18 protein-coding genes are annotated in these 20195 nt (G+C 66.2%); 4 read left to right on the top strand and 14 right to left on the bottom strand.

The features are described from left to right. Positions 1–97: 97 nt before the first annotated feature. The gene (locus QI450_RS17380; protein WP_226773855.1) at positions 98–1711 is read right to left on the bottom strand and encodes a peptide chain release factor 3; all 1614 of its coding nucleotides are present in this window, start codon (positions 1709–1711) and stop codon (positions 98–100) included. A 440-nt stretch (positions 1712–2151) separates the two neighbouring features. Between QI450_RS17380 and disA the strand changes: the two genes are divergently transcribed. Further along, positions 2152–3228 carry a DNA integrity scanning diadenylate cyclase DisA gene (gene disA, locus QI450_RS17375; RefSeq protein ID WP_226773854.1) on the top strand — a complete coding sequence of 359 codons (1077 nt, stop codon included), beginning with the start codon at positions 2152–2154 and terminating at the stop codon, positions 3226–3228. Positions 3229–3241: 13 nt separating this feature from the next. Here disA and QI450_RS17370 read toward each other — a convergent pair whose 3' ends face one another. After that, positions 3242–3835 (bottom strand): hypothetical protein, encoded by a 594-nt coding sequence (locus QI450_RS17370; RefSeq protein ID WP_309485675.1) that lies wholly within the window; start codon positions 3833–3835, stop codon positions 3242–3244. Between the two features lie 304 nt (positions 3836–4139). Here QI450_RS17370 and QI450_RS17365 point away from each other — a divergent pair, with 304 nt between their 5' ends. After that, positions 4140–5057 carry an A/G-specific adenine glycosylase gene (locus QI450_RS17365; protein WP_226773901.1) on the top strand — a complete coding sequence of 306 codons (918 nt, stop codon included), beginning with the start codon at positions 4140–4142 and terminating at the stop codon, positions 5055–5057. Between the two features lie 23 nt (positions 5058–5080). On the opposite strand, the gene dhaM is transcribed toward QI450_RS17365, so the two are convergent. The 10 genes from dhaM to lysS all read right to left on the bottom strand — a co-directional run bounded on the left by dhaM (position 5081) and on the right by lysS (position 15917). Next, on the bottom strand, positions 5081–5755 hold the full coding sequence (dhaM, locus tag QI450_RS17360) for a dihydroxyacetone kinase phosphoryl donor subunit DhaM (protein WP_226773852.1): 675 nt from the start codon (positions 5753–5755) through the stop codon (positions 5081–5083). Further along, on the bottom strand, positions 5752–6378 hold the full coding sequence (dhaL, locus tag QI450_RS17355) for a dihydroxyacetone kinase subunit DhaL (protein WP_226773851.1): 627 nt from the start codon (positions 6376–6378) through the stop codon (positions 5752–5754). Before dhaL ends, dhaM begins: the two co-directional genes overlap by 4 nt. Positions 6379–6380: 2 nt before the next feature. Then, positions 6381–7382 (bottom strand): dihydroxyacetone kinase subunit DhaK, encoded by a 1002-nt coding sequence (dhaK, locus tag QI450_RS17350; RefSeq protein ID WP_226773850.1) that lies wholly within the window; start codon positions 7380–7382, stop codon positions 6381–6383. 143 nt (positions 7383–7525) lie between these two features. After that, positions 7526–7744 (bottom strand): hypothetical protein, encoded by a 219-nt coding sequence (locus QI450_RS17345; RefSeq protein WP_226773849.1) that lies wholly within the window; start codon positions 7742–7744, stop codon positions 7526–7528. A 167-nt stretch (positions 7745–7911) separates the two neighbouring features. Beyond that, positions 7912–8421 carry an amino-acid N-acetyltransferase gene (locus QI450_RS17340; protein WP_226773848.1) on the bottom strand — a complete coding sequence of 170 codons (510 nt, stop codon included), beginning with the start codon at positions 8419–8421 and terminating at the stop codon, positions 7912–7914. A 73-nt stretch (positions 8422–8494) separates the two neighbouring features. Beyond that, complete coding sequence (locus QI450_RS17335) at positions 8495–10630, bottom strand: prolyl oligopeptidase family serine peptidase (RefSeq protein WP_226773847.1); 2136 nt, start codon at positions 10628–10630, stop codon at positions 8495–8497. Between the two features lie 256 nt (positions 10631–10886). Continuing rightward, the gene (locus tag QI450_RS17330; RefSeq protein ID WP_226773846.1) at positions 10887–13379 is read right to left on the bottom strand and encodes an ATP-dependent Clp protease ATP-binding subunit; all 2493 of its coding nucleotides are present in this window, start codon (positions 13377–13379) and stop codon (positions 10887–10889) included. Positions 13380–13730: 351 nt separating this feature from the next. Further along, positions 13731–14057 (bottom strand): Lsr2 family protein, encoded by a 327-nt coding sequence (locus QI450_RS17325; RefSeq protein WP_226773845.1) that lies wholly within the window; start codon positions 14055–14057, stop codon positions 13731–13733. Positions 14058–14193: 136 nt separating this feature from the next. Further along, positions 14194–14382, bottom strand: coding sequence for a hypothetical protein (locus QI450_RS17320; RefSeq protein ID WP_226773844.1), 189 nt, complete (start codon positions 14380–14382; stop codon positions 14194–14196). A 2-nt stretch (positions 14383–14384) separates the two neighbouring features. Next, a complete protein-coding gene (lysS, locus tag QI450_RS17315) occupies positions 14385–15917 on the bottom strand; it encodes a lysine--tRNA ligase (protein ID WP_226773843.1) in 1533 nt (510 codons plus the stop codon). Positions 15918–16102: 185 nt separating this feature from the next. Between lysS and QI450_RS17310 the strand changes: the two genes are divergently transcribed. Together QI450_RS17310 and QI450_RS17305 are read left to right on the top strand one after the other, a co-directional pair. Next, positions 16103–16777, top strand: coding sequence for a thymidine kinase (locus tag QI450_RS17310; RefSeq protein ID WP_226773842.1), 675 nt, complete (start codon positions 16103–16105; stop codon positions 16775–16777). A gap of 25 nt (positions 16778–16802) precedes the next feature. Then, positions 16803–17636 (top strand): alpha/beta hydrolase, encoded by an 834-nt coding sequence (locus QI450_RS17305; protein WP_226773841.1) that lies wholly within the window; start codon positions 16803–16805, stop codon positions 17634–17636. 34 nt (positions 17637–17670) lie between these two features. On the opposite strand, the gene QI450_RS17300 is transcribed toward QI450_RS17305, so the two are convergent. Together QI450_RS17300 and panC are read right to left on the bottom strand one after the other, a co-directional pair. After that, positions 17671–19143 carry a DHA2 family efflux MFS transporter permease subunit gene (locus tag QI450_RS17300; protein WP_226773840.1) on the bottom strand — a complete coding sequence of 491 codons (1473 nt, stop codon included), beginning with the start codon at positions 19141–19143 and terminating at the stop codon, positions 17671–17673. Positions 19144–19294: 151 nt separating this feature from the next. Beyond that, on the bottom strand, positions 19295–20194 hold the full coding sequence (gene panC / locus QI450_RS17295; protein ID WP_226773839.1) for a pantoate--beta-alanine ligase: 900 nt from the start codon (positions 20192–20194) through the stop codon (positions 19295–19297). Between the last annotated feature and the right edge of the window lies 1 nt (position 20195).

Raw genomic sequence — 20195 nt, 5'->3', positions numbered from 1 at the left:
CCGCATCATTAGCAAGGTTACTTATGATACCGCGGAAAGGTGATTCAGGAAGACCTGCGGCGGATCATCCTGCCACGCACGCACGCGGTGCCGGCAGCTACTTGGCGGGGTTGTGCGTGCCGATCGGCAGCAGTGTCAGGTCCGGGTGGTTCTTTTCGATCCGGCGCAGGGCCCAGACGTCGTTGAACAAGGCCAGGTATTCGCCATCGGAGCGCAGCAGCACCTCGGCCCCGGGGACGTTGGCCAGCGCCGGCATGGCGTCCGCCGTCGAAATCCGGGCGATCGAGTACGGCAGCCGTTCCAGCCGCATCGGCGCACTGAAATCGTGCGCCATCCGGTCTTCAACTACCTCGAACTGCATGGGCCCGACGGCGGCCAGCACCGGGGCCTGGTCGCCGCGGACGTCCGAACGGAGCACCTGGATAACGCCCTCGTGCTCAAGCTGTTCGATGCCGCGGCGGAACTGCTTGAAACGGCTGGGGTCCTTGGACCGCGCCACCTGAAAATGCTCCGGGGCGAACAGCGGGATCGCGGGGAACTCCACCGGCTTCTCGACAAACAGGCTGTCCCCGACCCGCAACGAGGAGGCGTTCACCAGGCCCACAACATCACCGGGGAATGCCTCGTCGATTACCTCGCGCTCCCGGCCGAAGACTTGCTGGGCGTACTTGGTGGCGAAGGACTTGCCGGTCCGCCCCTGGGTCACCACCATGCCACGTTCGAAAACGCCGGAGCAGACCCTGATGAAGGCGACGTGGTCCCGGTGCGCCTTGTTCATGCCGGCCTGGACCTTAAAGACGAATCCGGCGAAGGGCGCGTCGACGGCCCGCGGGGCACCGTCAACGTCGGGCCGCGGGGCCGCGGGCGGGGCGAAGTCCACGAGGGCATCAAGGATCTCCTTGACGCCGAAGTTCAGCGCTGCGGAGCTGAAAAGGATCGGGGTCGCCTCTCCGGCGTGGAAGGCGTCGATGTCGAACTCCAGGTTGGACTCGATCACCAGCCCGGCCTCATCGACGGCGTTGGACCAGTCCTCGCCCTGGCTGGCCGCGGCCGCCTCCGGCGTGAAGTATTCGGTAAGCGCGATGTTGGCGCCGGAATTGTTTCGCTTGAACTGGGCGAAACGGTCATTGCGCAGGTCCCAGACACCGCGGAAGTCACCGGAGATGCCCACGGCCCAGGTCAGCGGCATCGGCTTCAGGCCGGTGCGCTCGGTGATTTCGTCCATTAGCGCCAGCGAGTCCAGGCCGGGGCGGTCCCATTTGTTGATCACCGTGATGATCGGCAGGTTGCGCTGCTTGCAGACCTCGAAGAGCTTCATCGTCTGGGTTTCCAGGCCCTTGGCGGCGTCCACAAGCATCACGGCGCAGTCTACGGCGGCCAGCACCCGGTAGGTGTCCTCGGAGAAGTCGGCGTGGCCGGGGGTGTCCAGCAGGTTGATCACGGTGTCCCGGTAGGAGAACTGCAGCGCCGCGGAGCTGATCGAGATACCGCGGTCCTTTTCCATCTGCATCCAGTCCGAGACGGTTTCCTTGCGGTTGGCCTTGCCGCTGGAGGCGCCGGCAGTGCCGATCACCTTTGCGTGCAGCGCGAGCGCCTCGGTCAGCGTGGATTTACCCGCGTCGGGGTGCGAAATGACCGCGAAAGTCCGACGCCGGGCCGCCTGCTTGTGAATCTCCTGGACTCGGGCGGGGCTAAGGACTTCTTGAGACACGATGCTACTTTCGCTGCGGCGTTGGTGGTGGCGCCCCCGGGCCTGCCGGGCCCGGCTGGGCCGGTGGGATCGCGGGTGATTCTGTTGGGATTTCGGCGTGGTGCGATGTGTGCCGGGGGCGGCGGGCCGCCCGACGGTTCACCCAAGGGTCCAAGTTTATCGCAGCCGGGGCTGCCGCCGCGAAGCGGGTGCAGCCCCGGGTCGAAACGGTCGAACCGTGGGCCAAATATGCCGGTCCGGGATATGGCCCGGGGGGGGCGTTCTTCGGGCGGTCCCACGCGCGTCGCAATGGACCACTTTGGGGCTTGTCCGTGCGGAACTTGGCTCCCTTTGCCTCTACTATGGTGGGAGCGGGAAACCGAGTACTTTTGATCCTGCCGGCCAACACTGGAAACCGGCGCACTTGCGGGCTGAGACCTGCACCTTTGAAGGGAAAATCTATGGCTCGGAGCCCGGAAGATTCGCTCAAGGCTACGCTGGGCCGAGTGGCACCGGGCACCGCACTTCGCGACGGACTGGAACGCATCCTTCGCGGCCGGACCGGGGCCCTGATCGTGCTGGGCATCGACAGGACCATCGAGTCAATCTGTTCGGGCGGATTCGACATCGGCATCGATTTTTCCCCCACCCGGCTGCGCGAACTGGCGAAGATGGACGGTGCCATCATCTGCGACAAGGACGCCAGCAACATTCTGCGCGCGGCCGTGCAGCTGGTCCCGGATTCCAGCATCGAAACCCAGGAGTCCGGGACCCGGCACCGGACCGCTGAGCGCGTCGCGATCCAGACCGGCGTGCCGGTGATCTCGGTGAGCCAGTCCATGCAAATCATCGCGCTGTATGTCAACGGGCTGCGGCACGTGCTGGAAGGTTCGGAGAAGGTCCTGGCCCGCGCCAACCAGGCCCTGGCTACCTTGGAGCGCTACCGCTCGCGACTGGACCAGGTGACCAGTTCGCTCTCCGCCCTGGAAATCGAGGCAATGGTGACCGTCCGCGATGTGGCGGTGACGCTGCAGCGCCAGGAGATGGTGCGCCGGATTTCCGAGGAGATTTCGCAGTACGTGCTGGAGCTCGGCGAGGACGGGCGGCTGCTCTCGCTCCAGCTGGACGAGCTGACGGTGGGACGCGGCCCGGGCAGTGATGTGATCATCCGGGATTACTCAGGCCCGGACACTTCTGCAGAGGACATCGACCAGGCGGTGAAGGCGCTGGTGAACCTTGGCCCCACCGAGCTGATCGACTTGGGAAAAATTGCCGGGATCGTTGGCTTCGCGGGCGGCGAGGCCAACCTCGACGCCGTGGTCCAGCCGCGCGGCTACCGGCTGCTTTCCGGGTTGAAGGCCGTGCCGAAGGCCGTCGCCGACCGCCTGGTGGACCACTTCGGCGGCCTGCAGTTCCTGATGGCGGCCACGATTGATGACCTGATGACCGTCGATGGCATCGGCGACCAGCGTGCCCGGACGGTCCGCGAGGGACTCAGCCGGATGGCCGAGGCAAGTCTCCTGGACAGGTTCCTGTGAGGTCCGCCGGGGTCTAATTCAGCTGGAACACGGCTTTGGGGCTGGTCTTTCCCGCCAGCTGGGCGGTGAAGACGTAATAGGCGCCGCCGGCGCCCGGTTTGGCCTCGATCGGCGCGCAGCCCTGAACCGTGCGGTTGCGCTGCCAGGGGAAATTGGCCGTTTCACTCTGACCCGGCGCGATGGTCTTCACGAGTTCGGTCGCGTCCGACTGGCAGTCGGTGGATGAAAAGATCCGGTCCGAGCCGCTCGTGACGAGGAACTCCATCTGGGACGTGCCGATATTGATCTCACAAGGCACCCGGTTGCCGTTCGTCACCTTGAGCGTGAGCAACGGATTTTCGCCTGCCGCGTAGGCTGGCTTGTCCGTGGACGCCGCGACAGTCACGAGGTTCTGCTCGCAGCCGTTGCCCGTCGGAGTGGCCGAAGGAGACGCCGTGGCCTGCGGAGTGCCGGCCGGCGTCGCTACCGGCGCGGAAGCAGCAGCTGCTCCGTCCGAGGAGGGCGCCCCGGCGTTGAGCAGGCTGGCGGCGGCGGCAAATCCGCCGAGGCCGAGCGCAATCACGAGCAGGAGTGCGGCGCCAACGAACAGCCTGCGACGGCGGTACACCGCGCTGCCTGGTTTCCGGGCAGGCCGGCGGACGGTATTGCGCGTCGATGCGCCCGCCCGGTTCCGGCCCGAGCCCGCTCCGCTGCCGGAAGCGCCCTGACGGGAGCCGTGAGTTCCTGGATTGTCTTGCCTGCCCATCCTTCTAGGCTAGAGACCCGCGCCGGGTATCGGGCCCTCCCACGCCGCGGGCGGACTGTGGCCCTTATCTATTACGCTTGAATCCATCAAAGCCCTCACCGATTCCCCCACCGCCCCTGCTGCCGCGGACCCGCCTGGCCTTCCTGCGGCCGTTTCGCCGGCGGCCCTGCACAACGTCTTCGACACCTGGTTCCGCGCGAACGCAAGGGACCTTCCGTGGCGGGCAGCTGAATGCACGGCCTGGGGCGTACTTGTCAGCGAGATCATGCTGCAGCAGACCCCGGTGGTGCGTGTGCTGCCCGTCTGGGAGGAATGGCTGCGGCGCTGGCCGCAGCCGGCCGATCTGGCCGGCGAGCCGGCCGGCGAAGCGGTCCGGGCCTGGGGCCGGCTGGGGTATCCGCGGCGGGCGCTGCGCCTGCATGCGGCCGCAGTAGCCATCGGCACCGATCACGGCGGAAAGGTTCCCGGCACGTACCCGGAGCTGCTGGAACTTCCCGGCGTGGGAAGCTACACGGCAGCGGCGGTCGCGGCGTTCGCCTTTGGCAGCCGCGAAACAGTGGTGGACACCAACATCCGGCGCGTGCACGCACGCCTGTTTTCCGGTGCCGCGCTGCCGTCGCCATCGCTCACCGCCGCAGAGACCCGGCTTGCCGCGCAGGCGCTGCCGGACGACGCCGCGTCCTCCGTCCGCTGGAACGCCGCGGTGATGGAACTCGGCGCCCTGGTGTGCACTGCGCGGTCGCCGAAGTGCGGGCAATGTCCGGTCAGCGGCTCATGCGCCTGGCTCGCAGCCGGGGAGCCGCCGCCGACGTACACACCGAAGGGCCAGTCATGGCACGGAACTGACCGCCAGGTCAGGGGTGCCGTAATGGCGGTGCTCCGGGTCGCAGAGTCGCCGGTCGACCCGGAGCTTTTTGCGCAAGCCGCCGTCGACCTTGGCTTCGAACCGGCCGGAATCGACATCCCGCTGGCCGCCCTGCACCGGCTCAATTGCGCTCCGGAGCAACTCGAACGCGCGCTGTCCGGGCTGCTCAGCGATGGCCTGGCGGAACTGCACCCGGCCGGGATCCGGTTGCCGGCCTGACTTCCGCCCGGCCCGCGACCGGTCTACGGTTCGCCGAAGCCAGCAGTGATAAGTCCGCGCAGGTAGTCCACGGCTTGGGTGGCATCCGGGCCGCTGGCCTCCACGTGCAGCACCGTACCTTTCACCGCCCCGAGCATCATCAGCTCCGTCATCGACGCGCCATCGGCGCCGCTGATGGTCACCTCGGCGTCCATGCCGGACAGGCCGCCGGCAATCTTCGCGGCCGGACGGGCATGCATACCGGCCTGGTTAACAAGTTCGAAATCACCGCTCGCCTCCGGCGGCCGGTGGCCGTGCGGGTGTTGCCCCGCGGCCGGCGGCCGGTACACGGCCTCCGCGGCGTCCCTCACGGCCGCCAGATCCGCGCCTGACTGGGCCGCCACGGCGGCCGCGACAAGTCCTTCAACCAGGGGCGCATCGGCCAGCAATACCAAGCCGGGATCCGCCAGGAACTCCACCGCGGATTCGGCTGTCATCACCGCCGAGCCAAGATCGGTCAGGACCACAATGCCGTCGGTGCTGGCGTCCCCGGCCTGCTCCAGCGCCGCCATGACCAGCTCGAGGCTGGTGCCGATCCTGCCGTCGCCGGTACCGCCTGCGGCGAGGATCATCACATCTGGCGCCATCTGGGCGGCTAGCTCGGCGGCGCCGTCGGCAATCTTTTCGCTGTGCGAGACAACGACAAGGTTGACCGTCATTCGGCAGCCCCGGCGGCCGCGCGCAGGATCAGGGCGGTCGAGACGGCGCCCGGATCCCGATGACCGATGCTGCGCTCCCCCAGATAGCTGGCGCGGCCCTTGCGCGCGAGCATCGGGTCGGTAGCGACGGCCCCCGCTTCGGCAGCCTCCGCAGCGGCCAGCAGGACCTTGAGGACGTCGCTGTCTCCGGCCGCGGAAGCGGCCGCGTCAACGGCGGGAGTCCAGGCATCAACCATCGTTTTGTCCCCTGAATCGGCCTTTCCGCGGGCCACAATCCCGTCCCTTGCCGCCCGGAACGCAGCGGCGAGTGTGTCCGAGTCAATCTCGGCCGCCTCACCCAGCGCCGTGCCGGCACGCAGGAACGCGGTGCCGTAGAGCGGGCCGGCAGCTCCGCCAACCTTGGACATCAGGGTCATCGCTGTCAGTTTCAGTGCCGCTCCCGCCGTTTCCGGCGGCGCTTCGGCAATCTTGGCCATCACCGCTTTGAAGCCACGGTCCATGTTCTCGCCGTGGTCCGAATCGCCGATCGGCCTGTCCAGTTCAATGAGTTCCTCCCGGTGCTCCGCCATGGCCGCGGCCGTGAGGGTCAGCCACCGCAGCGCCCAGTTGACGTCAAGCCCCACGGTCAGGCACCCCAGCGGAGGGCGGGAGTGTGGACGGGGGCGTCCCAGAGTGCCGTCAATTCAGCGTCCAGGCGCAGGACGGTAAGGGAGCACCCCTGCATTTCGAGGGCAGTGATGTAATTGCCGACCAGCGAGCGTTCCACCGTGATCCCCTGTGCGGCCAACTGCTGCGCGGCTCGGCGGTAGACGATGTACAGCTCACTCAATGGGGTACCGCCCATGCCGTTGACGAACAACAGTACCTTGTCCCCGGACGCCAGCCCGAGGTCGCTGACCACAGGTTCCAGCAGGCGGTCGGTGATGCCGTCGGCGTTCTCCATCGGAATCCGGTGCCGGCCGGGCTCGCCGTGGATACCGATGCCGATTTCGATTTCGTTTTCCGCCAGCACGAAGCTGGGCGCCCCCGCGTGCGGGACTGTGCAGGCGGTCAAGGCAACACCCATACTGCGTACGTTGTGGTTGACCCTGTCGCCGATGGCTGCCACGGCATCGAGGTTGTCCCCCCGCTCCGCCGCGGCACCGGCGATCTTCTCCACCAGGACGGTTCCGGCTACACCGCGGCGTCCGGCGGTGTAGAGCGAATCCTCCACCGCCACGTCGTCGTTGACCAGCACGGTGCGGATTTCCACGCCTTCCGCCTGGGCCAGCTCGGCAGCGGTCTCAAAGTTGAGGACGTCCCCGGTGTAGTTCTTCACGATGTGCACAACGCCGGCGCCTGAGTTGACGGCCAGGGTCGCCGGGAGGATCTGGTCGGGTGTGGGCGAGGTGAACACGGGACCCGGCACCGCGGCGTCGAGCATTCCCATGCCGACGTAGCCGCCGTGCAGGGGCTCGTGCCCGCTGCCTCCGCCGGAGACCAGCCCGACCTTCCCTGCCACCGGAGCGTCCTTGCGCACGATGTACTTCGGGTCCGCGAAGACGGTCACGAGGTCGGCGTGGGCAAGCCCAAAACCCTCCACTGACTCGTCAACCACGGCCCGGGGATCATTGATGAGTTTCTTCATGGCTGTGCTCCCTGGATGGTGTCCTGGCTGCTTGCTTAGACCCTACTACCGGGCACTTGCCAGCGGTAGGGGCCCAAAGTGCCGCGCCGGACGCGAAGCGCTGGCGCCCCGGCCGGCGGCTCTCCGCGCGGTCCGCGGCGCCATCAGCAGGGTTCGTCGGCCCGCAGCGAAACGGTCGGCCAGGCGTCGCTGCCCAGCCAGGAGAAGGGCGGGGCATTCAGCCGCCGCAGGGCGTCCCCGTCGCGCGGTTCCGGCCCCGAAACAAGTCCCTGGCCGTGATCCGCCGCAGGGTCCTGGCCGGGATCTTCGCCGGCGGGCGGTGCTGCGGTGTGCCGGGCTGTTATGCCGCCTGACATCGTCATTTGGAATGCGGAAAAATCAGGAAAGATAGCGCGCTCGTGCAATTTCTTGCCTCCGAAAAGAGAGATGGCCCACCCCCTGGACCGGGATCAGTTTATCCATCAGATTTATTGATGGGAAGACGCCGTCCCCGATCCGCACCGTGTCGTTTTCCGGCGCCGGCCCGGGCTTAGAGCGCTTTGATCATCCGGGTGTTTCCGAGTGTATTGGGCTTCACCCTGGCAAGGTCGAGGAACTCGGCGACACCCTCATCGTGGGAGCGCAGCAACTCGGAATAGACCACGGGGTCCACCGCGGACTGGTCCGCCATCACTTCGAAGCCGTGTCTTTTGAAGAAGTCAACCTCGAAGGTGAGGCAAAAGACGCGGGAGATTCCCAATGCACGGGCATCCGCCAGCAGCCGCTCAACCAGGAGATGGCCCACGCCGGTACCGCGCCAGGCATCCGACGCCGCGAGCGTGCGCACTTCGGCGAGGTCTTCCCACATCACGTGCAGCGCCCCGCAGCCGATCACTTCGCCGTCGGGCGACTCGGCGATCCGGAACTCCTGGAGGCTCTCGTAGTAGGCCACGGTTTCCTTGGCCATCAGAATCCGCTGTTCGGCCAGCGGCGCCACAAGGGTCTTGATCGCCCCGACATCGCTGGTACGGGCAAGGCGGATGAGGATAGGTTCAGTCACAGCCCAATCCTACGGCGCGCGTTTTGTGCCGCGCCGCCGTGCGGCCTCCGGGCCGGACGCCGCACGGCTGGAGCTAGAGGCCAAGCTCGGCCGGGACCGGCACGTCCTGCTCCAGCAGGTGCCTGGCCAGGAAGTGTTCGACGACGCCGTACCAGACCTTGGTGTGCTGCGGCTGCAGGATCCAGTGGTTCTCGTCCGGGAAGTAAAGGAAACGGTGGTCAGTCGCGCCGTTCCCGTCGGCTGCGAGTTGGGACTTGGCGAGCAGCTCGTACCAGAGGCGCAGTCCTTCGCCGACGGGGACCCGGTAGTCCTTATCGCCGTGGATGACCAGCATCGGTGTGCTGATGTCCTCCACATGCAGGTGCGGGGAATTGGCCAGGGCCATTTCGGCTGTCATTTCCTTGAGCCAGTAGGGCGCGGAGTCCGTGGTGGGGCCGAACTGGTCCAGCGCCCAGAGGCTTGCGTGCGTGACGATCGCCTTGAACCGGCTGGTGTGGCCGGCCACCCAGTTCGCCATGTAGCCACCGAACGAACCGCCCATGGCAGCCGTGCGGGTCTCGTCGATGTCCGGCCGCTGCACAACGGCGTCAGTGATGGCCATCAGGTCGGTGTACGGGGCTTTGCCCCATTCACCCCAGCCGCGCTGGATGTGGTGCTGGCCGTAACCGGTCGAGAGGGCCGGGTCCGGGAGCAGCACGGCGTAACCCCGGGCAACGAGCAGCCAGGGGTTCCAGCGCCAGGTCCAGGCATTCCATGAACCGAGCGGGCCGCCATGTATCCACAACAGCAGCGGTGCCGGGCTTCCGGCGCCGGCGTCTTCCGGGAGCGCCAGGTACGCCGGCACCCGGGTTCCGTCTGCCCCCGTCGTCTCCACACGTTCCAGCGAGCCATGGCGACGCGGGCGTTCCGCGGGGGCGGGGAGCCGGCTGACGGCTCCGTTGGCAAGGTCGATTTGAACCGCTTCCGGAGGGTACTCGTAGGAGCTGCGGAGTGCATAGGCGCTGCGGCCGTCCGGATGAACCACAACATCGGTATACGCCGCGGAGTCGGCCGTCAGCCGGGTGACCCGGCCGGCTCCCCCGTCCCCGGTGATGCCGATGCGGAAAACCGGCGAGGCGCCGTCCTCATCGGCGGTGACGAGCAGGGCAGATCCGTCCGGCAGCCAGGCGGCGGAGACCGGCCAGCGGTCCCAGCCGTGCGCGAGCGGCACCGGCTCGGCATGGCCTGCATCCCGGGCCGATCCGCCGCCGACGTCGAGCAGGTGCAGTTTCAGCTGCGGCGCCGCTTCCGGCGTGGTGTCACTCTCGCTGCGCACCACAAGCGTCAGGTTGTCGGGACTGACCGGCCCGGGGAAGTAACTCATTCCCTCGGTGTCCAGCAGAACCTTACGGGTGCCGGTGGCGACGTCGACCGCGATGAGAACTGACCGGGAGTCCGCGCGGGCCAGCACCTTGGTGAAGCTGCTGTAAATCGTTGTGCCGTCGGGGCTGATGACGGTATCCGCGTCCCGCAGGGCGGCACCGGCGTCGGGCGTCAAGTTGCGGAGCTTAAGCGGCGCCGCGGCGTCAACAGTTGACGGCTTGGCCTGTTCCTGCTCCTCGCCCGGTTCGAGGGGCTCGACGGCAAAGAGCCTCGGCTCGGCGGGCCCCAGGTCGGCGTCCCAGTAACGGACGGGGTATCCGCTGTGCAGGATGGCCGCTACCTTTTTGTCCTTACGTGCCGTGCGGAGTTCGGCATCGCCTCCTTCGTCCGTGGCACCGGGCAGCACGGCGGCGTTGAGGATGAGCGCACCGGTCCCCTGCGCCGCCAGGAGGGTACCAATACCACCGGCCCGGGTGTGCGCAACGCGGGCTTCGCCACCGCCCGCGGGTAGCATCCAGAGCGCATTTACCGGGTCCGCCTCCGGGGATTCCGGGTCTGGACGCGCGGAACTGAAGTACAGGTCCCCGCCGGCGAACACGGCCCCGGTTTCGCCCTTGGCGCTGCGGGTGATCCGACGGGCCTGCTTCTGCCCGGCCGGATCCAGCTCCCACAAGGCGGTGCCGTATTCGGTGCCCTTGGCATTCAGCGTGGCCACCGTGGTCACCAGCCGTCCGCCGTCCGGGCTCAGCACCAGGCCGCTGACCCTGGGGATGGCGAGGTAGTGGTCAAGGTTATGGAAAGGTGTTTCGGGCTGCTCGCCCTGCGTTGCCGGATCGGTAGAAGCCATGCACCGATTCAACACCCGCTATGGCATGGATCACACCAAGTTCACTAAGAGTGAAACGGTACTTTCAGATACCACCACGGCGCTCAGTGCGGTGACCACCTGCGGAGGCGAAGGCGCAGGCGCCATTGTGTAGCTTGCGCCGACGCGAGGGACGGGCGAGCAAGCTGCACCCGCCGCGGTGCCGAGCAAGGGGCGAGGCTGCAAACGCAAAGGCCCCGCCTCCCTGGTTAGGAAGACGGGGCCGTTGGGCCAATGCTTAGACGCTCGGAGCGATCTCCGGGATCAGCGGCTTCGTGTTGCCGGCGAAGGTGAACTTGGCGTCGTCGCCTTCGCCTTCCACATCCACCATCACGATGTCGCCAGCGTGGATTTCGCCGAAGAGGATCTTCTCGGAGAGCTGGTCCTCGATCTCGCGCTGGATGGTCCGGCGCAGCGGCCGGGCACCCATGGCGGGGTCGTAGCCGCGGGTTGCGAGCAGGATCTTGGCCGCGGGCGTGAGCTCGATGCCCATGTCCTTGTCCTTGAGGCGCTTCTCCAACCGGCCGACGAACATGTCCACGATCTCGATGATCTCGTCCTGGGTCAGCTGCGGGAATACCACAACGTCGTCAACACGGTTCAGGAACTCGGGGCGGAAGTGCTGCTTGAGCTCCTCGGTCACGCGGGCCCGCATCCGGTTGTACCCGGTCTGCGTGTCCGTGCCCGACTGGAAGCCGGTGGCAACACTCTTGGAGATGTCCCGGGTGCCGAGGTTGGTGGTCATGATGATCACGGTGTTCTTGAAGTCCACCACCCGGCCCTGGGAGTCGGTCAGGCGGCCGTCCTCCAGGATCTGCAGCAGCGAGTTGAAGAGGTCGGCGTGCGCCTTCTCAACTTCGTCGAACAGCACCACGGAGAACGGACGACGGCGGACCTTCTCGGTCAGCTGGCCGCCTTCCTCGTAGCCGACGTAGCCCGGAGGGGCTCCGAAGAGACGCGACACCGTGTGCTTCTCCGAGTACTCGGACATGTCCAGGGTGATCAGGGCGTCTTCCTCACCGAAGAGGAATTCGGCCAGTGCCTTGGCTAGCTCGGTCTTGCCGACGCCGGTGGGGCCGGCGAAGATGAACGAACCACCCGGACGCTTCGGGTCTTTCAGGCCTGCACGGGTGCGGCGGATCGCCTGGGAAAGGGACTTGATGGCCTCGTCCTGGCCGACGACGCGCTTGTGCAGCTCGTCTTCCATCTTCAGCAGCCGCGAGGACTCTTCCTCGGTCAGCTTGAAGACCGGGATGCCGGTGGAGTTCGCCAGCACCTCGGCGATGAGATCCTCATCCACCTCGGAGATGTCATCCATGCCGCCGGTTTTCCATTGGCGTTCCTTCTCGGCCCGCTCAACAATGAGTTTCTGCTCCTTGTCGCGAAGCGCGGCAGCACCTTCGAAGTCCTGCGCGTCAATAGCGGATTCCTTCTCCAGCTTCATGGCCGCAATCTTCTCGTCCATGACCTTGAGCTCCGGCGGGGCCGTCATCCGGCGGATACGCAGCCGCGCGCCGGCCTCATCGATCAGGTCGATCGCCTTGTCCGGCAGGAAGCGGTCCGAGATGTAGCGCTCGGAAAGGCTCGCGGCCGAGGCGAGGGCGCCGTCGGTGATGGTGACGCGGTGGTGCGCCTCATACCGGTCGCGGAGGCCCTTGAGGATCTCGATCGCGTGCGCCACAGAGGGTTCCTTGACCTGGATCGGCTGGAACCGGCGCTCCAGCGCGGCGTCCTTCTCGATGTGCTTGCGGTACTCGTCCAGCGTGGTGGCACCGATGGTCTGGAGCTCGCCGCGGGCCAGCATGGGCTTCAGGATTGAGGCCGCATCGATGGCGCCTTCAGCAGCACCCGCGCCCACGAGGGTGTGGATTTCATCGATGAACAAGATAATGTCCCCGCGGGTGCGGATTTCCTTAAGGACCTTCTTGAGACGCTCCTCGAAGTCACCGCGGTAGCGTGAACCGGCCACGAGGGAACCAAGGTCCAGCGTGTACAGCTGCTTGTCCTTGATGGTCTCCGGAACGTCGCCACGGACAATGGCCTGGGCGAGGCCTTCGACGACGGCAGTCTTGCCGACGCCGGGCTCGCCGATCAGCACCGGGTTGTTCTTGGTGCGGCGGGAGAGGACCTGCATCACGCGTTCCATTTCGGATTCGCGCCCGATAACCGGGTCCAGCTTGTTCTCACGTGCAGCCTGGGTCAGGTTGCGGCCGAACTGGTCCAGCACAACGGAGCCGGCCGGGGTGCCTTCGGCCTGGCCGGGGCCAACACCGGCACCGGTGGTCTCCTTCCCCTGGTAGCCCGAGAGCAGCTGGATGACCTGCTGGCGGACGCGGTTGAGGTCCGCACCGAGCTTGACCAGCACCTGGGCGGCAACGCCTTCACCCTCACGGATGAGGCCGAGCAGGATGTGCTCCGTGCCGATGTAGTTGTGGCCCAGCTGCAGCGCTTCGCGAAGCGAGAGCTCCAGGACCTTCTTGGCGCGGGGGGTAAAGGGGATGTGTCCGGACGGGGCTTGCTGGCCCTGGCCGATGATCTCCTGTACCTGCTCGCGAACGCCGTCGAGCGAGATGCTCAAGGACTCAAGGGCTTTGGCCGCAACACCTTCACCTTCATGGATCAGACCCAAGAGGATGTGTTCGGTACCAATGTAATTGTGGTTCAGCATGCGTGCCTCTTCTTGGGCAAGCACAACTACGCGACGGGCACGGTCCGTAAATCGCTCAAACATTTCGCCACACTCCTAGAAACGACGTACTTTGATGCTACGTGGCCGGGTTCAAATTTTGGGGCTTGTTCGCCACAGGGGAAACCGGGACGCCGCTGCGGGGCCAGCTGCCCGCCCAAACACGGGCTGCCGGCCCCGGCGGCGCCCCTGCCCCGCTGCGTCTCCCGGGACGCAGCACGCGGCCAGCCCCCGGTTCGGACCTGCGCCTTTGGCCGGCAACCGGGCGGGAACGCGCCGGCCCGGTCAGCGCGGGCGGACATAACGATGCCCCTGCCGTCAGCGGGGGCATCGTTATGGGTATTGGCATTACGCCAAACCGCTTCATCAAACGGCGGAAGGTTCCCGGCCCAAGGGCTAGGAATTCGCCTTTTGATAGGCTTCCTGAATTTCAGCCTGAATACGGCCGCGGCTGTTTACCGCATAGCCGTTATCGCGGGCCCACTGCCGAATCTGGGCAGAGTCCTGGTTCCGGCCGGATGAAATTTTGGTGCGCGTGGCGCGGCCGCTCGACGTCTTGCGCGCGTGGCCGGCAAACCGCTCAACTGCGGAGCGCAGTTCTGATGCATTTTCCGATGACAGGTCGATTTCGTAGCTGACGCCGTCAAGGCCAAACCGGACGGTCTCGTCCGCGGAGCCCCCATCCAGATCATCAACAAGGATGATTTTTACTTTCTGTGCCATTAAAGACTCTCTTTCCAAAAGGATGAGTATCAAGGAAATCCGGATGAAACTTCTTAGAAGTATCCTCCGCTTTATGGCAACGAGTCAAAGCGAAAAAGGGTTTCCAAAGGAAAACCCAAGGCGGAATAGCCTGCTATTAGTTCGGATCGTTGGAATGGCCCTCGCGCCGGCGCGTAGCGGCGTCGGGGGTATTTCCATCGGCTTCCGCCTGGGCACGCGCCTCGGCCTGGCGCTCGGATTTATCGGCATTAAAGATCGACTTCATGGCGAACCAGAAAATCAACCCAACGACCACGGAAGGAAGCAATACGGCGACATAGTCCATGGTCAGTGTCCCTCGGGCTTCAGCAGCGGGAAGAGTATGGTCTCGCGGATGCCCGCGCCGGTGAAGAGCATCACCAGCCGGTCGATGCCCAGCCCGATCCCGCCCATCGGCGGGGCGCCGTACTCCAGCGCGCGGAGGAAGTCCTCGTCCAGCTGCATGGCCTCTACGTCGCCGGCGGCGGAGCGGCGGGACTGCTCGGTAAGCCGTTCGCGCTGGATCACCGGATCAATGAGCTCGGAGAATGCCGTACCGCGCTCCATGCCGCCGATGATGAGGTCCCACGCTTCAATCAGCCGGTCATCCGTCCGGTGCTGCCGCGCCAGCGGCTGGGCGGAAGGCGGGTAGTCGTACACGAAAGTGGGATTAAGCAGCGTCGGCTCAACGAGTTCGCCGAACAGCTCCACCACAAGCTTTTCCGCATCCCAGGCCGCGTCGACCTTGACCTCGTGCCTGGCGGCCAGCGCCAGCAACTCCGACGCAGGGGTCTCGGGGGTAATCTCCTGGCCAACGGTTTCGGAAAGGCCCGGGTAGACGGCCATCCAGGCCCAGTCGCCGTCGAGGTTGATTTCGCCAGCCTCGGACTGCAGGACCCGGCCCACGCCCGCAGCGTCCGCGGCGTCGAGGATTAGTTCCTTGATCCGGTCCGCCATCACGAACTGGTCCGCCCAGGCCTCGTAGCTTTCCAGGGTGGTGAATTCCGGGCTGTGGGTAGAGTCCACACCCTCGTTGCGGAAGACGCGGCCCATGTCATAGACGCGGTCGATCCCGCCCACAACCGTGCGCTTGAGGTAGAGCTCGGTGGCGATCCGCAGGGTCATCTTCTGGTCAAACGCATTCATGTGCGTCTCGAACGGGCGGGCCGTCGCGCCGCCGTGGACCAGCTGCAGCATCGGCGTTTCCACCTCGACGTAACCCTGGCGATGCAGGGTCTCGCGGATGGAACGCGTGATCGCGGCCCGGGTATAGACCATTTCGCGGGCCTCGTCGCGGACAATAAGGTCCACATAGCGCTGGCGGACGCGGGTTTCCTCGTTGAGCTCGGCGTGCAGCACCGGCAACGGGCGCAGCGCCTTGGACGCCATGGACCAGGACCCGGCCATCACGGAGAGCTCGCCGCGCCGCGAGGAGATCACCTCGCCCTGGATGAACACGTGGTCGCCGAGGTCAACGAGGGCCTTCCAGTCGGCGAGCGCGTCCTCACCGATGTTGGCCAGGCTCAGCATGACTTGCAACCGGACCGCTTTGCCGTCAGCACCACCCTCCTGGAGCGTGGCGAAGCAGAGCTTGCCGGTGTTGCGGATAAAAACGATGCGGCCGGTCACCCCAACGACGTCGCCGGTGGTTTCGTCGGCCTGCAGGTGGGCGTACTTCTCCCGGACTTCCGCCAGCGCATGGGTGCGATCCACGCCCACCGGATACGCCTCTACGCCGCGCTCGATCAGCTTGGCGCGTTTCTCCATCCGGACGCGAGTCTGCTCGCTTGCGTCGTGGGAGTCGGCGGCGGGCTGCGGGGCGGAGGTGTTTTGGGAAGTCACAATCCCCAAGTTTACCGGGGATTCTGCCCGCACAGGTCCCGCCCGGCCATGGCCGCTTGCGGATCATTCTCCCGGCGGTGGCAAGTCCGGCCAACAGCCCCCACGGCGGTAGCGGGCCTCCCGCTGCTGGGCCGTTGCAGGGCGCGCCTTTACAATCGGTGGGCGACCCTTTCGAAAGGACCCCCTTGGCCAAGCTCTACTTCCGCTACGGCGCGATGAACTCCGGCAAGTCAACGGGGCTGCTTCAGGCCGCCTTCAACTACGAGGAACGCGGCCAGCGGGTGCTGCTGGCGAAGCCGGGTGTGGACACCAAGGGCGACTCCGACGTTGTGTCCCGGCTGGGCATGACCCGTTCGGTGGATTTCCAGATCCCGGCCGGGGGGTCCGCGCGGGCGCTGTTCACCGCCCGCGCCCATGGCGATGACCCCGACGCCCTGCTTAAGCACGTCGACACGCAGCCGGTCGCGTGCCTGCTGGTGGATGAGGCCCAATTCCTCGAACCGGACCAGGTGGACGACCTCTTCCGGATCGCCGTCCTGGATAACGTTCCCGTGCTGGCCTACGGCATCCGCACCGACTTTCGCACCCGGGCGTTCCCGGGATCGCTGCGCCTGCTGGAGATCGCACATACCCTCGAGGAACTCAAAACCATCTGCCGCTGCGGCCGCAAGGCCATCTTTAATACCCGCCGGGTGGGAGATGCGGTGGTCTTCGACGGCGAACAGGTAGCGATCGACGGCCAGGACGTCTGGTACGAATCGCTGTGCGGCTCCTGCTACCTTGAGGCCTCCGGCGGGCGGCTCGGCACCCAGACCGCCGTTGGTTCCCCGGCCGCCCCGCGGGAACCTACTACGCCGTAGCTACAGCCTCGGCTAGGCTCGAAGCATGACCCGCGAGAACATCAGGACCCCCGACGGTGGAACGATCGAGCTTTTCAGTACGGGCGCCGAGCTGGCCTCGGCGGGTTCCGGCGTCGTTGTTGTTCCGGCCTCCATGGTGACGGCCGCCGACTACACCCGCTTTGCGCAAAAACTCAGTACGTCCCTGGGCCGCCCGGTGCACACCTTTAACCGGCGCGGGCGGGGTTCCTCCTCACCGCAGCCGGAGGACTACACCCTCGACGTTGACATCCGCGACCTGGATGTGGTTATGAAGCACACGTCCAGTACCGACGTTTTTGGGCACAGCTTCGGCGGCGCGGTGGCGTTGCACGCTGCCCGCACCCTGCCGGTGGAACGGCTCGCGGTCTACGATCCCGCCGTCTCCGTAAACCACAGCGTCACCGCTGACTGGACTACCGAATACGAGAAGGCGACCGAAGCAGGTGACGACGACCGCGCCTTGGCCGTCCTGCTCCGGGGCCTGGAGACCGGCAGCGCCCTGTCCAGGATGCCGCTGTCCATGCTGACCTTGGCCAACAAGCTGGCCGCCGGCACCCCGCTCGGCAAGCAGATGCGCGAGCTGATGAAGACCGGCGTCCGGGAAATCAAGGCCATCATCGCCGCCGACATGCCGGCCGAACCCTTCCTGGAACTGCCCCTGGAGACACTGATAGTTGTTGGCGAAAAAAGCCCGGCATACTTCGGCGTGGCCTGCGCCCAGATCCACGAGGTCCTCTCCGGGTCCAGCTACACCATTCTTCCGGGCATGGGGCACGACGGCGTGAACAAGGCACCGGACAAGCTCATCTCCGAACTCAGCGCCTTTTTCGCCAGCTAGCTGTATACAGCCGGCTGGCGAACAACATGCCGCGTTAGCCGGCGGCGGGGTGTTCCACCGCTGCCGTCTTGCGCATCATGGCGGCCAGCACAACGGCGGCAACGGCGATGGCCGAGGCCGTGAGGAACGCCGCGTGCATTCCCGCGACAACGCCCGAGCCGGCTGACACCACAGCGTAGATCGAAACGAGCAACGCCGTTCCGGCGGCACCCGCCACCTGCTGCAAGGTGTTCATGATGGCCGAACCATGCGAGTAAAGGTGCGGCGGCAACGGGTTCAGCCCGGTGGTGAAGGCCGGGGTGAAGATCAGCGCCAGGCCGAGGCTGAGGCCCACGTGCAGGGTGATGATCCAACCGACCGGAGTGCCAGCATCCAGCAAGGAGAACTGGAACAGGGCCACCACCAGCATGATGGAACCGGTCACGGTCAGCGGCAGCGGTCCCACCTGGTCGAAAGTCCGCCCAATGAACGGGCCCAGCAGGCCCATCGCGAGCCCGCCGGGGAGCAGCGAGAGCCCCGTCTCCAGTGACGACAGGCCGCGAACCTCCTGCAGGTACAACGGCAGAAGGATCACGGCGCCGAACAGGGCGATCATGGCAACCACGAGGAGCAGCACGGAGACGGTGAACATCCGCAGGCGAAAGGCACGCAGGTCCAGCAGCGGCGCCCCGGCCTTCTGCAGCCGCAACTGCCGGAACACAAACGCCGTGAGGGCAAGGATGCCCACGGCCAGCGCGATAACGGCAGGCGCGCCAGGACCGCCCTGGCCGCCGCCGATCTGGCTCAGTCCGTAGACGAGGCCACCGAAAGCCGGAACGGTCAGCAGCACCGACGCCGCGTCAAGCCTGGTCTTTTTATTCTCGCCAATGTTGGTCAGGTACTTGGCGCCGATGGCGAAGGCGGCCAGCGCGATCGGCAGGACAAAAACGAACATAAAGCGCCAGGAGAAGTGCTCAAGGATCAGTCCGGACACCGTGGGGCCCATGGCCGGTGCCACCGAGATGGCGATGCTCACATTGCCCATCACAAAGCCGCGGCGGGCCACCGGAACCAGGGTGAGGATGGTGGTCATCAGCAGCGGCACCATAATGGCTGTACCGCCGGCCTGGACGATCCGGGCAAGCAGGAGGATTTCGAATCCCGGGGCCAGCGCCGCGAGCAGCGTGCCGCCGGAGAACAGCCCCATCGCCAGCATAAACACCGCGCGGGTGGAGAGCCGTTGCAGGATAAAACCCGTCGTGGGAATCACTACGGCCATGGTGAGCATAAAGCCAGTGGACAGCCACTGCACGGTGGGTGCCGTGATCCCAAGATCCACCATCAGCCGCTGGAGCGCGACGTTCATGATGGTTTCGTTAAGGATCACCACAAAGGTAGCCACCAGCAGGGTGGCGATGACTGTGACCGATTCCCGGGACATCTTTGCCGGCGGCGCGGCGGCGGCGGCGACCGCAACGCGGGCCGGCGCGGGATCGCCGTGCGGCTTGGAAGTGACGTCGGAGCGCATGGTGTTCCCTCGGGGAGTTTTTGACGGGGGTGCTGCTGCGGCTTGTGGCCGCTGCCTTAGTTGCCAACCCGCGATCCGCCCCGGTAATTCCCGGCCGTGGGGTTAACTCCTGGGACCGGTCATACAACGCAGGGGGGCGGCGGGGTGCGGGTCAGGAGTTCAGCGGAACATTGTCGATCAGCCGGACCGGGCCGGCTGTGGCCGCGATGATCGCCAAGGCCTCGCCGCGGAACGGGGTGTCCCGGCAGTTTTCGGCCAGCGGTTCGAGTGTGAGCGGATCCACCACTTCGAAGTAGTCCAGTTCGACAAGCGGCTGGGACTCCACCAGCGCCCTTGCGGACTCAAGGTCCAGCGGCTGGTTGGCGTTGGCCCGGTCCTCGATCAGCCGCAGGGCCCGCGAGAGCACCAGGGCCGCCTCGCGTTCCGCAGCAGAGAGGAAACGGTTGCGGCTCGAGAGCGCCAACCCGTCCGCCGAGCGCACAATCGGCACCGCTACGATCTGCACCGGGAAGTTCAAGTCCGCCACCATGCGCTGGACCAGGGCCAGTTGCTGGGCATCTTTTTGACCAAAGTACGCCCGGTACGCCGGCAGCTCCATTCCGCCGGAGGCACCCGGCAGTCCGAAGTGCAGCAGCTTGGCCACAACCGTCAGGGCGCCGTCGAAGTGCCCCGGGCGGGAGGCGCCCTCCCACTTGCCGGCTATTGGCCCGGCGCTGATCCTTACCAGCGGTTCCCCGCCGGGATAGACCTCCTGCACCTCCGGAGCGAAGACCAGGTCCACGCCGACGGCATTCAGGAGCGCCAGGTCCGCGTCCAGGGTGCGGGGGTACCGCTCAAGGTCCACGGCTTCGCCGAACTGCAGCGGGTTCACGAAAATACTCACCACCGCCACGTCGTTTTGTTCGACGGCGGTGCGCGCCAGCTCGGCATGGCCCTCATGCAGTGCACCCATGGTGGGCACCAGGCCCTGTGAGGAGCCGCCTTTCGCGCGGAGCAGGCGGGCGCTCTCGGCCCGGAGCTGCGCAGCCGTAGTCACGAGTTGAATCGCCAAA

Origin of the sequence: Arthrobacter sp. EM1, assembly GCF_029964055.1 — a bacterium.
In the GTDB taxonomy this organism is placed as follows: Bacteria; Actinomycetota; Actinomycetes; order Actinomycetales; family Micrococcaceae; genus Arthrobacter.
The sequence above is the reverse complement of the archived record's forward strand: the minus strand, read 5'-3'. Positions and strand labels throughout refer to the sequence as shown.

Excerpts from the sequence above, each read along its gene's own strand:
- disA (WP_226773854.1), top strand. The coding sequence starts at position 2,152 with ATGGCTCGGAGCCCGGAAGATTCGCTCAAGGCTACGCTGGGCCGAGTG.
- QI450_RS17335 (WP_226773847.1), bottom strand. The coding sequence starts at position 10,630 with ATGGCTTCTACCGATCCGGCAACGCAGGGCGAGCAGCCCGAAACACCT.
- dhaK (WP_226773850.1), bottom strand. The coding sequence starts at position 7,382 with ATGAAGAAACTCATCAATGATCCCCGGGCCGTGGTTGACGAGTCAGTG.
- QI450_RS17300 (WP_226773840.1), bottom strand. The coding sequence starts at position 19,143 with ATGCGCTCCGACGTCACTTCCAAGCCGCACGGCGATCCCGCGCCGGCC.
- QI450_RS17330 (WP_226773846.1), bottom strand. The coding sequence starts at position 13,379 with ATGTTTGAGCGATTTACGGACCGTGCCCGTCGCGTAGTTGTGCTTGCC.
- QI450_RS17320 (WP_226773844.1), bottom strand. The coding sequence starts at position 14,382 with ATGGACTATGTCGCCGTATTGCTTCCTTCCGTGGTCGTTGGGTTGATT.
- QI450_RS17305 (WP_226773841.1), top strand. The coding sequence starts at position 16,803 with ATGACCCGCGAGAACATCAGGACCCCCGACGGTGGAACGATCGAGCTT.
- dhaM (WP_226773852.1), bottom strand. The coding sequence starts at position 5,755 with ATGACGGTCAACCTTGTCGTTGTCTCGCACAGCGAAAAGATTGCCGAC.
- QI450_RS17345 (WP_226773849.1), bottom strand. The coding sequence starts at position 7,744 with ATGACGATGTCAGGCGGCATAACAGCCCGGCACACCGCAGCACCGCCC.
- QI450_RS17325 (WP_226773845.1), bottom strand. The coding sequence starts at position 14,057 with ATGGCACAGAAAGTAAAAATCATCCTTGTTGATGATCTGGATGGGGGC.